General features: G+C 63.1%; 11 protein-coding genes. 8 read left to right on the plus strand and 3 right to left on the minus strand.

Annotated elements, in window-relative coordinates; genetic code table 11:
- The first annotated feature begins 136 nt into the window (after positions 1 to 136).
- Positions 137 to 3,031, plus strand: a complete 2,895-nt coding sequence (uvrA, locus tag AC59GX_RS02605; protein WP_426281091.1) for an excinuclease ABC subunit UvrA — start codon at positions 137 to 139, stop codon at positions 3,029 to 3,031.
- Positions 3,032 to 3,040: 9 nt separating this feature from the next.
- Here the strand turns inward: uvrA and AC59GX_RS02610 are convergent, their stop codons facing one another.
- Entirely contained in the window at positions 3,041 to 4,927 is a 1,887-nt protein-coding gene (locus AC59GX_RS02610) for an NACHT domain-containing protein (protein WP_497300752.1), read from the minus strand.
- Positions 4,928 to 5,180: 253 nt separating this feature from the next.
- Between AC59GX_RS02610 and AC59GX_RS02615 the strand changes: the two genes are divergently transcribed.
- From AC59GX_RS02615 to AC59GX_RS02645, 7 genes are all read left to right on the plus strand, one after another.
- Complete coding sequence (locus AC59GX_RS02615; RefSeq protein WP_107952071.1) at positions 5,181 to 5,510, plus strand: hypothetical protein; 330 nt, start codon at positions 5,181 to 5,183, stop codon at positions 5,508 to 5,510.
- Between the two features lie 546 nt (positions 5,511 to 6,056).
- A complete protein-coding gene (locus AC59GX_RS02620; protein WP_426281089.1) occupies positions 6,057 to 6,299 on the plus strand; it encodes a hypothetical protein in 243 nt (80 codons plus the stop codon).
- Complete coding sequence (locus AC59GX_RS02625; protein WP_426281088.1) at positions 6,296 to 7,636, plus strand: hypothetical protein; 1,341 nt, start codon at positions 6,296 to 6,298, stop codon at positions 7,634 to 7,636. The genes AC59GX_RS02620 and AC59GX_RS02625 overlap by 4 nt, the downstream gene beginning before the upstream one ends.
- Positions 7,633 to 8,079, plus strand: coding sequence for a DUF3597 domain-containing protein (locus AC59GX_RS02630; protein ID WP_136189371.1), 447 nt, complete (start codon positions 7,633 to 7,635; stop codon positions 8,077 to 8,079). The genes AC59GX_RS02625 and AC59GX_RS02630 overlap by 4 nt, the downstream gene beginning before the upstream one ends.
- Before the next feature lie 95 nt (positions 8,080 to 8,174).
- A complete protein-coding gene (locus tag AC59GX_RS02635; RefSeq protein ID WP_156362209.1) occupies positions 8,175 to 8,588 on the plus strand; it encodes a glycine zipper 2TM domain-containing protein in 414 nt (137 codons plus the stop codon).
- Positions 8,589 to 8,866: 278 nt separating this feature from the next.
- Complete coding sequence (locus AC59GX_RS02640) at positions 8,867 to 9,079, plus strand: cold-shock protein (protein ID WP_031394996.1); 213 nt, start codon at positions 8,867 to 8,869, stop codon at positions 9,077 to 9,079.
- A 105-nt stretch (positions 9,080 to 9,184) separates the two neighbouring features.
- Entirely contained in the window at positions 9,185 to 9,415 is a 231-nt protein-coding gene (locus AC59GX_RS02645) for a hypothetical protein (RefSeq protein WP_056060610.1), read from the plus strand.
- A gap of 142 nt (positions 9,416 to 9,557) precedes the next feature.
- Here AC59GX_RS02645 and AC59GX_RS02650 read toward each other — a convergent pair whose 3' ends face one another.
- Positions 9,558 to 10,532 carry a cell wall hydrolase gene (locus tag AC59GX_RS02650; protein ID WP_426281087.1) on the minus strand — a complete coding sequence of 325 codons (975 nt, stop codon included), beginning with the start codon at positions 10,530 to 10,532 and terminating at the stop codon, positions 9,558 to 9,560.
- A gap of 144 nt (positions 10,533 to 10,676) precedes the next feature.
- Positions 10,677 to 13,508 (minus strand): M16 family metallopeptidase, encoded by a 2,832-nt coding sequence (locus tag AC59GX_RS02655; RefSeq protein WP_497300755.1) that lies wholly within the window; start codon positions 13,506 to 13,508, stop codon positions 10,677 to 10,679.
- Between the last annotated feature and the right edge of the window lie 5 nt (positions 13,509 to 13,513).

Below are 13,513 nucleotides of genomic sequence, written 5' to 3' on the forward strand. Positions count from 1 at the left end.
AGCCGCGTCGACGCCTTGATCGCCCGTCGCGCAATCGGCTGCGCAATCGATCGTCCCGGATGAACTGGCACCCGGCCTCATGCATTCCTATCTCTCCCACTAGTCTCCCGATCAGAACAGAAGTAGAACCAGCCTCATGCTGACCAAGATTTCCGTACGCGGCGCGCGCGAGCACAACCTCAAGGACGTCGACATCGACATCCCCCGCGACACGCTCACGGTGATCACCGGCCTCTCCGGATCGGGCAAGTCGAGCCTCGCGTTCGATACGATCTACGCCGAGGGCCAGCGACGCTACGTCGAGAGCCTCAGCGCCTACGCCCGCCAGTTCCTCGAACTGATGCAGAAGCCCGATGTCGACCACATCGAGGGCCTCTCGCCCGCGATTTCGATCGAGCAGAAGACGACGTCGCGCAACCCGCGCTCGACCGTCGCCACCGTCACCGAGATCTACGACTACATGCGCCTGCTCTGGGCGCGCGTCGGCATCCCGTACTCGCCCGCCACCGGCGAACCGATCGCCGCGCAGACCGTCAGCCAGATGGTCGACCGCGTCATGGCGCTCCCCGAGGGCACGCGCCTGTATCTGCTCGCCCCCGTCGTCCGCGGCCGCAAGGGCGAGTACCGCAAGGAACTCGCCGAGTGGCAGAAGGCGGGCTTCGCGCGCGTCCGGATCGACGGCACGATCCACGACATCGACGAAGCCCCCGCGCTCGACAAGAAGTACAAGCACGACATCGAAGTCGTCGTCGACCGCCTCGTCGTCGGCGGCGAGATCGCCACGCGCCTCGCGGAAAGCTTCGAAACCGCGCTGAAACTCGCCGACGGCCTTGCCTATGTCGACCCCGCCGACCCGGTAGAACCGCATACGCCAAAGTCCGAAATCCTCGGCAACAACGCCCCCGACGGCCGCATCGTCTTCAGCGAGAAGTTCGCCTGCCCGGTCAGCGGCTTCACGATCTCCGAGATCGAGCCGCGCCTGTTCTCGTTCAACGCCCCCCAGGGCGCATGTCCGGCCTGCGACGGTCTCGGCGAGAAGCTGCTGTTCGACGAAGACCTCGTCGTCCCCAATCACATGCTCAGCATCAAGAAGGGCGCGGTCGTCCCCTGGGCGAAATCCAACCCGCCGTCGCCCTACTACATGCAGGTCCTCGGCAGCCTCGCGCGCGAATTCAAGTTCGACATCGAGACGCCCTGGTCCGACCTCCCGCCGGAGGTCCAGAGCACCATCCTGCACGGCTCGAAGGGCAAGCCCGTCACGCTCACCTTCATCGACGGCAAGAAGAAATACGACGTCTCCAAGCCGTTCGAGGGCGTCATCGGCAACCTCAACCGCCGCATGCTCCAGACCGACTCCGCCTGGATGCGCGAGGAGCTGAGCAAGTACCAGTCCGCCGCCCCCTGCGAAGTCTGCGGCGGCGCGCGCCTGAAGCCCGAAGCGCTCGCGGTCAAGATCGCGATGAAGGACATTTCGTACGCAACCCACTTATCGGTGGTCGATGCTCTCGCCTTCTTCACCGACATGCCGCAGCATCTCGGCGACCAGCAGAACGCGATCGCTGAACGCATCCTCAAGGAGATCGTCGAGCGGTTGGGCTTCCTCAACAATGTCGGCCTCGATTACCTCAACCTCGACCGCACCAGCGGCACGCTCAGCGGTGGCGAAAGCCAGCGCATCCGCCTCGCGTCGCAGATCGGTAGCGGCCTTTCCGGCGTGCTCTACGTCCTCGACGAGCCCTCGATCGGCCTGCACCAGCGCGACAACGACATGCTCCTCAAGACACTCCGCCGTCTGCGCGATCTCGGCAACACCGTGCTCGTCGTCGAGCATGACGAGGACGCGATCCGCACCGCCGACTACATCATCGACATGGGCCCCGGCGCCGGCGTCCGCGGCGGCCAGGTCGTCGCGCAGGGCACGCTGAAGCAGATCCTCAAGTCGAAGGGCAGCATCACCGCCGACTATCTCAACGGCACGCGCGAGGTGCCGGTCCCAACCACGCGCCGGAAAGGCAACGGCAAGAAGCTCACCGTCCACAACGCGGTCGCCAACAACCTGCGCGGCGTCACCGCCAGCCTGCCGCTCGGCACCTTCACCTGCATCACCGGCGTTTCCGGCTCGGGCAAGTCGAGCTTCACGATCGACACGCTCTACGCCGCCGCCGCGCGCGAGCTGAACGGCGCGCGCATCGTCCAGGGCAAGCACGACAAGATCACCGGCCTCCAGTATCTCGACAAGGTCATCGACATCGATCAGTCGCCGATCGGCCGCACCCCGCGCAGCAACCCCGCCACCTACACCGGCAGCTTCACGCAGATCCGCGACTGGTTCGCCGGCCTGCCGGAATCGCAGGCGCGCGGCTACAAGCCCGGCCGCTTCAGCTTCAACGTCAAGGGCGGCCGCTGCGAGGCGTGCCAGGGCGACGGCGTGCTCAAGATCGAGATGCACTTCCTCCCCGACGTCTACGTCACCTGCGACGTCTGCCACGGCGCGCGCTACAATCGCGAGACGCTCGAGGTGAAGTTCAAGGGCCATTCGATCGCCGACGTGCTCGACATGACGGTCGAGGACGCCGCCGAGTTCTTCAAGGCGGTCCCCCCGATCCGCGACAAGATGGCGATGCTGGTCGAGGTCGGCCTCGGCTACGTCAAGGTCGGCCAGCAGGCGACGACGCTCTCGGGCGGCGAAGCGCAACGCGTCAAGCTCGCCAAGGAACTCTCGCGCCGCGCCACCGGCAACACGTTGTATATCCTCGACGAACCCACCACCGGGCTCCACTTCGAGGACGTGCGGAAGTTGCTGGAAGTCCTCCACGCGCTGGTCGAGCAAGGCAATACGGTGGTGGTAATCGAACACAATCTCGACGTCATCAAGACCGCCGACTGGGTCCTCGACCTGGGTCCGGAAGGCGGCGTCAAGGGCGGCGAGATCGTCGCCGAAGGCACGCCGGAGAAGGTCGCGAAGGCGAAGGGCAGCTTTACGGGGAAGTATCTGGCGCCGTTGCTGGAGAAGCGGGTAATTAATGGATAGCTCTTACGGCTATCCTGAGTTGGATAGGAAAGCGTCCATTACCGAAGTTCTTCGCTTCTCCCGCTGAAGTATGGCGTTTATGATTTTTGGACCCTCTCGAAGAAATGTTGCTATGGAATCAGAAAGGCCCAGCTTTTCCAACCATTCGCTGCCGGCAGACAAGTCTGCTAAAAACCGTGATGGCTCGTCCCGATCATGCGCGGTATCTAACCAAGCAGTGAATGTTTCATCGTTGGTCGAATTGCCGGGTATGTGCATTCCCTGGAGTAATGCCGGGTCGATCATTTTATCGATTGGTTTGAACCAGATACTACTACTTAATTGTTTTGGATATAATTTGCATAATGCGTAGATGAAGCCAAAGTCTTTGTTATGAAAATCGGAATAGAGGTAAATCTTTCCACGGGGGCCTTTGCCAAAAAAGAGCGTGGTGTAGACAGTCCTTACTTGGTGGGAAAGTTCCGTGAGGTCAGCTATTTCTTGAAGCTTGGAAGTCAACCTCGGGAGAACCCATTCCGTTTCAACTTTTTCTCTTGCCATATCAAATGCCATAGAGAGCGATGAATCGCCAAATCGATATGAAAAACTGTCTAGAAGCGCTGGAAAGCGACTATCATGATAGTTTACAGCAAATAGTGCTGCAAAGTATTCTTGAAATGACCTATGGACGAAAGTTAATTCCAGCCCGTCGGGTTGAAGGACATTTACACAATTCACCAAGTCGCTGACCAAATTTTCTCCGGTCACACCGCGTAGTTGCAGTCCGGTAGATTGGCGTACAAAGCGAACTGCTGCATCTGAATGTTTTACCGCTACATCTTCGGTTAGCGTATATTTTTCGTCCAGGTACGACGTCACACAAAACGAAGATACGCACCGCCGAAAAATATCCCTTGTCAGACCAGTTTTTGTTTCTCGGTTGAACTGAGATTTAAGGGCGTCGTGTCGCTGAAAAAGAGTGTCAAACGCTTGGCTATAGAATGCATGCATCTTTGTCGGGATTTCTGCAAATTCTTCGAAGGTGAGCATCATTATTGTGCAGAGTAGCGGTGACGACAGGAACGACTCGTGCGTCGACCACAAATCGGCCTTTACCCGATCAAGGAACCGGGATTTTACACCACTGTCGTATCTAAAAGAATTGATCAGATCAATTGCCATTGGCTTTGTTAATGGCAGAACGCTAGCACGATAAAATCGCTCCCAAGACTCGAATCGATGGCTCGGTCGGGAAGAAACTATGATGGCAGTCTTTGGATGAAAGCCCTCAAACCTTAATATCTCTTTCTCGACCCAGTTTGCTGTATCATCTTTCAGTTCATCAAAACCGTCCAATATTACCGCAAAAGCTCCCGCTTTCAGACCAATTGAGAATTGTTCGGCGGTGATTTTTGAGGCGTCGACGCGCATTGCCTCTATGATTAGGGCTTCTAATGTTGTCGCTGGTTCAGCGTTAAATCGCCGAAGTTCGATAAAAAGAGGTAACAGCCCAGACTTAGTGTCTGATATTTTGAGGGACATATATTTCATAAGCATGCTCTTGCCGCCGCCTGCTAGGCCGGTGACGATAACGCGCGCATTAGGCCTAATGCCCTCAATCAAAGTATCGTCGGTAAATTTTTTGTCGCCGATTAGTACATCGACATGAATGTAGTTATCAAGAACTGGAAGTGGGACGTATGGGTTCAGGAGAGTCTTGTACGTGCGGCAACGTTCATACGAAGACTGGATAAAAACCTGAAATCCGATTCTAAATTCAGCGATTATAAGGTCACGGGCATCCTTAGTTTTATCGGTAAGGTACGCTAATATCTTTTCAGATGACTTATCCAGTGCGGAGTCAGCCATTTTTATTGCTTGGGCGCCAGCTGCTGCCATTATTGCTGATGAGGCCATAAAAACTCCAGTATCGGGCCGTGCGACCCCTATAGCTATGTCGATGGTCGAGTTAGTTTGTTACAAAAGCTAGGGCGTTATATTCTTTAAATCTGCTTGGCAGCGCGGATTTTAAATGTTCTGCCTTGGTATAGCGTTATTTTGCCCAGTCTCAGGAGGTTGGGGGGCGTAAGCGTTGTGGTCAAGCCCTTCGCTGGAACACGCCGACAGCCTAGTTTGTTAAATCGAGCGCAACCACATAATGGATCTAACGATGACCAAGCCTCACCCGCACAAGCCTGCCCCCAGCCCCAAGCCAAATGCCAAGACGTTCGGCATCAACGCGCTGTCGATCGGGGCCGCGGCGATCGGTCTCGGGGGTGCGTTGCTGGCGGTGTTCCTGCGCTCGAAGGCCAACCCCGCCGAGCATGCCGCGCCCGATCTCGCACTCGACAAGCCCCGCCCGGGTGCGACCGATCGCGCGCCGGACGCCTTCCGCCCCGATCCTACGGCCGTCCCCACCAAGGCCGAGCGCGAGTCGCTCCGCCCCGCCACCGGCCCGGCCCCGTCGTTCGCCGCGGATCGCGGCTCGACGCTCGGCTGAGGCGCCTTCCTGATCCTCCCCCGCAAGGGGGAGGTGGCTGGCGCTTGTCAGACGGAGGGGGAGGGGGCGAAGACGCAGGTTCCGTGTCCTCCCCCTCCGTCACCTGCGGTGCCACCTCCCCTTGGCGGGGGAGGATGAGGAGAGCCGGACGGCCTAGGTCTATCCCGACGCCACCCCTTCGCTCCGTCACCTGGACTGGTTTCGACGGGTACTCTTTCGGGCAAGAAAGCCTGTTTCCCCGCGAAGGCGGGGATCCAGACTGGGCTCCCGCCTTCGCGGGAGAACAAGGAGGGCGTCGGATCGCGCTAACGCGTGTTCGAGATCGATGAGCACTGGTTCCATCACCCACGCCACGCCCTCAACCCCCTTCCGTCATCCTGACGAAGTCAGCACCCAGAGCCAAAAGCGCCATACCTCGTAACCCTGGGTCCTGACTTTCGTCAGGATGACGGTAGGGCTTTAGGACGAGGCCACCCCATAAAACCGCTGTCCTACACACCCCGATCCGGCATACCTGATCGGTCCTCTCCGCAACGAGGATCAATCATGGCGAACGCACCCACCTCGGCCGACCCGCCCCCGTGCTACATCGCAACGCGCGCCATCCCCGCCCCCAGGCCGCGCTACGAACCCCCGATCCCCGACCACCTCCCAGACGCAGTCCGCCACGTCATGGCTTGGCAAGCGCATGTCGACGCCGGCCGGATCGGCACCCGCATGCCGGTCTCGCCCGAGATCGCCGCCAACCGAGACCGCTGGACCGCGCTCGCCCGGACCATGCGCAAGTGACCGCCGCTCTCCAGGACCAGGGTGTCAACGCGCCGCCCATCGACTCCTTCACGCGGCAACATCGCCAGCGCATCGACGGCTGGTCCCCCGAGCGCCAGCGCGGCTTTCTCGAACGCATCGCCGAGGGCGCCACCGTCGACGAGGCGACCGCCAGCGTCGGCCTGTCGCCACGCGCCGCGTACAGCCTGCGCCGCCGCGCATCGGGTGCGGCGTTCGCGCTCGGCTGGGACGCCGCCAAGCTCGTCGCGCGGCCGATCGTCGCCGAGGCGCTGTTCTGCCGCGCGATGGTCGGCCAGATCGAGCGTCTTACGAAGCCCGACGGTGACGTGATCGAACGCCACCGCTTCGACAACCGCCTCGCCATGTCGCTGCTCGCCCGGCTCGATCGCCATGCCGAGGAGAGCGAGACCACCAACGCCGCCGCCCGCCTGATCGCGACCGAGTTCGACGCGTTCCTCGACCTCGTCGAGCGCGATGCCGGCCCGGCGCGCGCCGGCCTGTTCCTCGGCGAACGCGTCCGCTCGACCGAAATAGGGGAAGGGCTGGCGCCGATCGTCGCGCTCGCCCGCGCCGACCGCTGGCTTCGCAGTAACGCCGGCCTCGCGTCGGAGATCGACGTCGCCGATCTCGATCCCGCCGCCCGCGCCGGCTGGACCGCCGAGCAATGGGCGCGCGCGGAGGCCGCCGGGCTGCTCAGTCTCGCACCCGAACCCGCTCAGAAGCCTGTGCCCCCGAAACCTGCGCCCGCCAAACCTGCGCCAGCGTCTGCACTTTCTGCACTTCCGGACGTCGAACCGGGCGGACCCGACGGCGAATGCCCGGTCTGGTGGGACGAGTTCACCAGTGCCTGGCGCACCCGCTTCCCGCCGCTGAGCGACTTCGACGAAGGCAATGGCGGCATTTTCGGCGACGACGGTTACAGCCGCGAATGTTCCCGGGAGGAGGCGATCATCCTCGATGCGCCGTACGACCGAGAGACCGCCGAGCGCGTCGTCGTCGAGGGCGCCGACCGCGACAGCTGGTTCATCGGCTATGCGGTGAGCTGCGGGCTCATCGAGGATGAAGAGGTCGACGCGGTCGCCGCGACCGATATCGCGCGCGTCGCTGCGCTGGCCCGCAATTTCGACCCGGATCGCCCGAGAAAGCCTGACCCCGAACCCGGTAACGGCGCTTCGTCCGGCGCCGGTCCCGGCCAGTCGCCCGGCCGGTCGCCCGGCCAATCGCCCGGCCAATCGCACACCGCACCCAATCTGACGCCGACGCCTGCGGACGCTGCACCCAAATCCGCCACCGGGCGTTCTCCCGCCATACGCATAGTCAACGGAGTACCCCCATGAGCATCTTCAGCAAGATCAAGTCCGCCATCTTCGGTGAGCACGGCCCGCTCGGCAGCGGCCATTTCGGCACGCCCAAGGCTGCGCCCGCACCGGCGCCCGCGCCCGCGCCGCAGACTACGGCCGCCCAGCCTGCACCGACGCCCGCCGCCCCGACTCCGCAGGCCGCGCCCGCCGCGCCCGCTCAGGCGGTCGACGTCGAGGCCGTCCTCTCGGGCATCGCCTCGAAGAAGGGCTCCGATCTCAACTGGCGCACCTCGATCGTCGACCTGATGAAGCTGCTCGATCTCGATTCGAGCCTCGACAACCGCAAGGAGCTCGCCACCGAGCTGGGCTATACCGGTGCCAAGGACGGCAGCGCCGAGATGAACATGTGGCTGATCAAGGCCGTGATGCGCGAGCTGGAGAAGAACGGTGGCACCGTGCCCGCCAACCTCAAGGATTGATCCCCAATCTGAAATAGAGGGAGCGCAGGCGCCGGCAACCAAATGCCGGCGCTGATCATTACGCCTTCAGTATCAACCCTCTGAAAGGACACGAAATGCGCGTTGCGATGCTGGGCCTATTGGCCGCCTCCACCATGGTCGCCGGTTGCGTTGGCGACGGGGGCAGCCGCTACGGCGTCGACCCGCGCTATCGTTCCTATGACTATAACCGCGTCGATCCCGCCTACGGCGGCTACGATGCCGGTCGCTATTACCGCGACGATGCACGGTATCGCGAGCGCCGCCTGTCGCGCAACGACCGCGTCTATCGCGGCAATGACGGCCGTTACTATTGCCGCCGCAACGACGGCACCACTGGCCTGATTGTCGGCGGAGTCGCCGGCGGCGTGCTCGGCAACGTCATTGCCCCCGGTGGCTCGGGCCTGCTCGGCACTGTCCTCGGTGCGGCCGGCGGCGCACTTGCCGGGCGTGCGGTGGATCGCTCCAGCAACGACACCCGCTGCCGTTAAATCCCTCGACCGGCGTCGAAATATCGGCGCCGGTCGATCTAAATTATCGTCGTCGATGGCGGCGCACGCGAAAATAAAATCTGCGTAAATCGACGCAGTTCTTGACCCAGTTTACCGGCAAGATTTGCAATTCGGGCGGTCTTGGCCCATATAGCGCTCAGCTACAGTCGCATATCGACGGTTCTTGGCGCTTTGCGGCACCTTTCTCCTTCTTTCCCTGCTCCGCGGCACGGGTCGCCCGAACGTCGGGTTACTCTCTACTAAGAAGGAGCCACTTCATGGCTATCACCGGAACCGTCAAGTTTTTCAACGCCGACAAGGGCTATGGCTTCATCGCGCCGGATGGCGGCGGCAACGATGCATTCGTGCACATCACCGCGGTTGAGCGCGCCGGCATGCCGACGCTGAACCAGAACCAGCGCGTCACCTACGAGCTCGAGCCCGACAAGCGTGGCAAGCAGTCGGCCGTGAACCTCCAGCCAGCCGATTGATCTCGCTGGCGGATTATTGTCCGCCAACCTGATCTCGGTTGCGATGCGGCGGCCATCATGGTCGCCGCATCACCCCTTTGAAATTTCCCGCAGGAGCGCACCAGCATGGCCGATAATCCAGAATTTTACCGGGCCCGCGCTGATGAAGAGCGTCGCAACGGCGATGCCGCCCTCCTCGACAACGTGCGCGATCGCTGCCGCCGTGCCGAAAAGGCATGGGACGACATGGCCTCACGCGCCGAACGCACCCAGATCCTCCGCGCCGCTCGCGAAGCCGCCCCCCCCGGTGGCGAACGCATGATGATCGGCACCCCGTCGATGGTCCCCGCCGAATAGGCCGGATCTTCGAGGTTCGATGATTACGGAAACCCGGATGCAGCGATGCACCCGGGTTTTTCTTTGTGTCTCTGCGTGAACAACTTCTGAGGAACGTCAATTCCGAGGCCGCTTACGCAGCACCGTGGAAGGTTGCCGCAACTTACTTCAGTGGCTTACCCGAATCCTTCCACCGGTCGAGAATCTGCGACTCTGGCGGTAGCATATCGGAAGCAGCCGGTATTGCCGGTGCCTGAGTAACGGGCTTGGCCTGCGCAACAGTCGCTACCACCGTAGCCGGCACCGGGACGGAGACAGCACCGGCCGTGGCGGCTGCAATCATCTGCGGTGTGGGCGGCGCAATCGGTTGCACGGACATATGCGGCCCCGGCACCGGTTCGCCGCCAGCATAGCGCTGGTTGAACGCGGCTGAAGTACCCCAATACCCCTTCCACCGATGGAAAAAATGCGCACCGACGACATCGGTCATCACCATGCTCCGGTTCCAAGCAGGCGTCACGGCGTAGGTATGATAGTGCGTCGCCAACCCGACCGGTGCGTAGACATAGCCGGCCAGCGCCATGCCTGCCGCGCGCGCAGCGCGGACCCACGCGCCACGCGCCGGCACGCGCGTCATCGCGCCGTCGCAGGCGAAGCTGAACTGGCAGCCAGCATGTTCCGAGCCCTGGTACACCACGCCGCATACCGTTCCCGGGAAGGCAGGATGCCGGGCGCGGTTGAGGATGACCTGCGCGACCGCCTGCTGGCCGGCATCGGGCTCGGATGCGGCTTCGTAATAGATCGCCGCGGTGAGGCATTGCAGCGCACGGTCGCGGTCCAGTGCCGATGCGGGTGCCATCGAGAAGGGCCGTGCGGGCACAATACCCGCGTCGAGCGTCGCACCGGCCGGGATCGGCAGATCGGGCAGGTCGATGGTCCCCGTAACACCCGCCGCAGGGGCGGCGATTTCCTGCTCGGCCAGCGCAGGGGCAGGGGCTGAAACCCTTACCGAAGATGCGGCACTCGCGCGGTCGCTCGCCGCTTCACGCGCCGACATTGCCCGGAGCGCGGCGTGGGCAGAGATTCCGGCACCTATGATCAACAACGTGACGACCATCGTCGCCCAGATGCGTTTCATCAACCGAACCGTCTGCAACCTAACGCGCAATCGCTTTCCTCGTACTTGCCTGTCGTGCCGGGCATAGCCGATTTGGCCGGACCGATCGCGCACGGATTCAGCCCGTCCCACCGCGGGACGGACTGGATCCGTAGCAGCAATCGCTTACCGTAAGGTTGCGGTGTCCAGCTTCAGCGCGGCTTCGGGGATGACCTCGACGTTTGGATAGGCTTTGCGCAGCGGTTCGATGAACTGCTTGGCGTCACCGACCACGACAATGCTCGCCGCCTTCGGATCGAGCAAGGCGACCGCCGCGGCCTGTACCGCCGCCGGATCGACTGCGCCAACCGCACCGGTGTAGCGCTGGAGTTCACCGAGCGGCACGCCATTCTGAACATAGGCGCCCAGGATTCCTGCAACGCCCGACGTCGTCTCGATCCCGCGCCCGAAATTGCCGACGAGCACGGCCTTGCGCGTGTCGAGTTCTGCGGCCGGCACGGGGGACGTCCCCATCCGCGTCATCTCGGCCGCTATCAGCGTGACGACTTCGGCAGCGGTCGGGTTCTTCGTCTGAGTCCGCGCGGCGACCGTGCCTTGCGTCTTCCCTGCATCGAGCCCGCTGCCCGCGCCATAGGCCAGCCCGCGCTTGATCCGAATTTCCTGGTTCAACCGCGACGAGAAGCCGCCGCCCAGGACGGTATTGCCGACCGCGAGCGGATAATAGCGTGCATCCGACCGCGCGATCGCAGGACGCGCAACCACGACGCCGGCCTGACCCGCTTCGGGCATGTCGACGACGATCACACGCGGCTTCGGGTACGTCACCTGCGGCGCGGTGGCCGACGGAGCGGCGCCTGATTTCCAACCGCCGAACTGCGCTTCCGCCAAAGCCTTGGCACGCGCCGCGGTGACGTCGCCGACCATGATCAGCGTTGCCTGGCCCGGCTGGAAGCTCCGCGCATACGCTGCCGTGATGTCGGTGCGCGTGATTGCCTTCAGCGACAGCGGCGTGCCCCCGTTAGGCGCACCATAGGGCGACGCCCCGAGCACCGCACGATCCGCAACCAGACCCGCGACCTGCGCCGGATCCTTCAACGCCAGCGTCACCGCGTCGACCTGCTGCGTTCGCGCGCGTTCGATCTCCTCGGGCGCAAAGGCCGGGTTGATCGCGACGTCGGCGAGGATCGCCATCGCCGGCGCGAGCTGGTCTGACTTCACCGTCACGTCGACCGCTGCGCCATCGCTGCCAGCCGAACTGCCGATCGCACCGCCAAGCCCCTCGATCGCACGCGCGATCTGCGTGGCCGAACGCGTCTTCGTACCCTTGGTGAGCAGGTCCGCCGACAGGCTGCTGACGCCAGCGCGGTTCGCGGGATCGGTCGCCGCGCCACCCGCGGTTACGAGATAAGCGGTGACGATCGGCAGTTCGTGCCGCTCCACCGTCACCAGCCGCATGCCGTTCGCTAGACGCGTTTCGACCGGCTGAGGGATCGTCGGCGATACCGGTGCGCTTGGCGCCGGCGGCTGGACCCGCTGCCCTTCTGGCGCAGGCGTCACGATCTCGATATTCGCCGGCGCCTTCAGGTCGGCAACCTGCACCGTCGGTGCAACCGTGATCGCATCCGCGACACCGCCCGCAGGCTTGGCCGCGAGTGGCATGTACCGGATTGTCGCGGACTGGTTGTCGCCGAGGTATTTCCGCGCAACCCGCTGGATATCCGCCGCCGTTACCCGCGCGATGGCCGCCAATTGCTTGTCAGCCGCCTGTGGATCGCCGTCGACCAGCACCGCAGACGCCAGCGTGCTCGCCTTGCCCTCGGCGGTCTCACGCGACTGGATCGACTGGGTCAGGATCTCGTTCTTCGCCTCCGCGAGTTCCGCCGCGGTCACCGGCGCATCGCGGAACCGAGCGACCTCCCGCTTCAACGCAGCCTCACCCGCCTCGACCGTCTTGCCGCCCGCGAGGATCGCGTAGACGACCATGTTGCCGGTCGCCTGCTTGGTATCGAGGAACGCCTCGGCCGACTGCGCGAGCTGGTCGCGGTACACGACGCTCTCGTACAGCCGCGAACTCTCGCCGGTCGCCAGCACCGCCTTCAGCACCGTTAACGCCGCGATATCCGCATCGCGGTCCGCCGGCACATGATAGCTGACCAACACCGCAGGCAGCGGCGTGTTCGGCTCGTACACCGTGCGCGTCACGGCCTTGGTCCGCGCAGGCTCGGCAACCGTCACGCGCGGGATTGCTGCGCTCGGCTTCTTTATCCCCGCGAAATACTGGTCGACCCAGCTGTTCAACTGCGCCGGATCGAAGTTGCCCGACACGACTAGGATCGCATTGTCCGGCCGATAATAGGTCGCATGGAACGCCCGGACGTCATCGATCCCGGCGGCTTCCAGATTTTCCAGGCTGCCGATCGTCCCACGCGCATAGGGATGCGTCGTATAGGCAAGCGCCGGATAATAGAGCGAGAACAGCTTTCCGTACGGCCGCGAGAGCGTGCTCTGGCGAAGCTCCTCCTTTACGACGTCACGCTCCGAGCCGAAGCTCTTGGGCTCGACGACGAGGCTCGCCATCCGGTCGGCTTCCGCGAACAGCAGCCGCTGGAGGTGGTTCGCCGGGATCACTTCGTAATAGTTGGTATAGTCGTCGTTGGTCGACGCATTGTTGTAGCCGCCGACATCCTCGGTCAGCCGGTCCATCTGCTCCGACACCAGGTTGCGCGTCGACTTGAACATCAGATGCTCGAACATGTGCGCGAACCCGGACTTGCCCTTGGGATCGTCCTTGGAGCCGACGTCGTACCAGACCTGCACCGACACGTTCGGCGTGCCGGTGTCGCGGATCGCATACACCCGCAGGCCGTTCGGCAGCGTGCGCTCGGTATAGGCGAGCGGCTTCACCGAAACCTGCGTCGGGGCAGGTGCGGTCTGCGCCCCCACCGCTGCCGGGAAAGAAGCTGCGGTCAGCAGCAAAGCGGAGCGGAGGAGGCGCATCGGGA

It is taken from the genome of Sphingomonas sp. 320_CC (assembly GCF_059691795.1).

Bases quoted from the DNA above. Each gene is read 5' to 3' on its own strand.
- uvrA (WP_426281091.1), top strand. From the start codon at position 137: ATGCTGACCAAGATTTCCGTACGCGGCGCGCGCGAGCACAACCTCAAG.
- AC59GX_RS02610 (WP_497300752.1), bottom strand. From the start codon at position 4,927: ATGGCCTCATCAGCAATAATGGCAGCAGCTGGCGCCCAAGCAATAAAA.
- AC59GX_RS02615 (WP_107952071.1), top strand. From the start codon at position 5,181: ATGACCAAGCCTCACCCGCACAAGCCTGCCCCCAGCCCCAAGCCAAAT.
- AC59GX_RS02620 (WP_426281089.1), top strand. From the start codon at position 6,057: ATGGCGAACGCACCCACCTCGGCCGACCCGCCCCCGTGCTACATCGCA.
- AC59GX_RS02630 (WP_136189371.1), top strand. From the start codon at position 7,633: ATGAGCATCTTCAGCAAGATCAAGTCCGCCATCTTCGGTGAGCACGGC.
- AC59GX_RS02635 (WP_156362209.1), top strand. From the start codon at position 8,175: ATGCGCGTTGCGATGCTGGGCCTATTGGCCGCCTCCACCATGGTCGCC.
- AC59GX_RS02640 (WP_031394996.1), top strand. From the start codon at position 8,867: ATGGCTATCACCGGAACCGTCAAGTTTTTCAACGCCGACAAGGGCTAT.
- AC59GX_RS02645 (WP_056060610.1), top strand. From the start codon at position 9,185: ATGGCCGATAATCCAGAATTTTACCGGGCCCGCGCTGATGAAGAGCGT.
- AC59GX_RS02650 (WP_426281087.1), bottom strand. From the start codon at position 10,532: ATGAAACGCATCTGGGCGACGATGGTCGTCACGTTGTTGATCATAGGT.
- AC59GX_RS02655 (WP_497300755.1), bottom strand. From the start codon at position 13,508: ATGCGCCTCCTCCGCTCCGCTTTGCTGCTGACCGCAGCTTCTTTCCCG.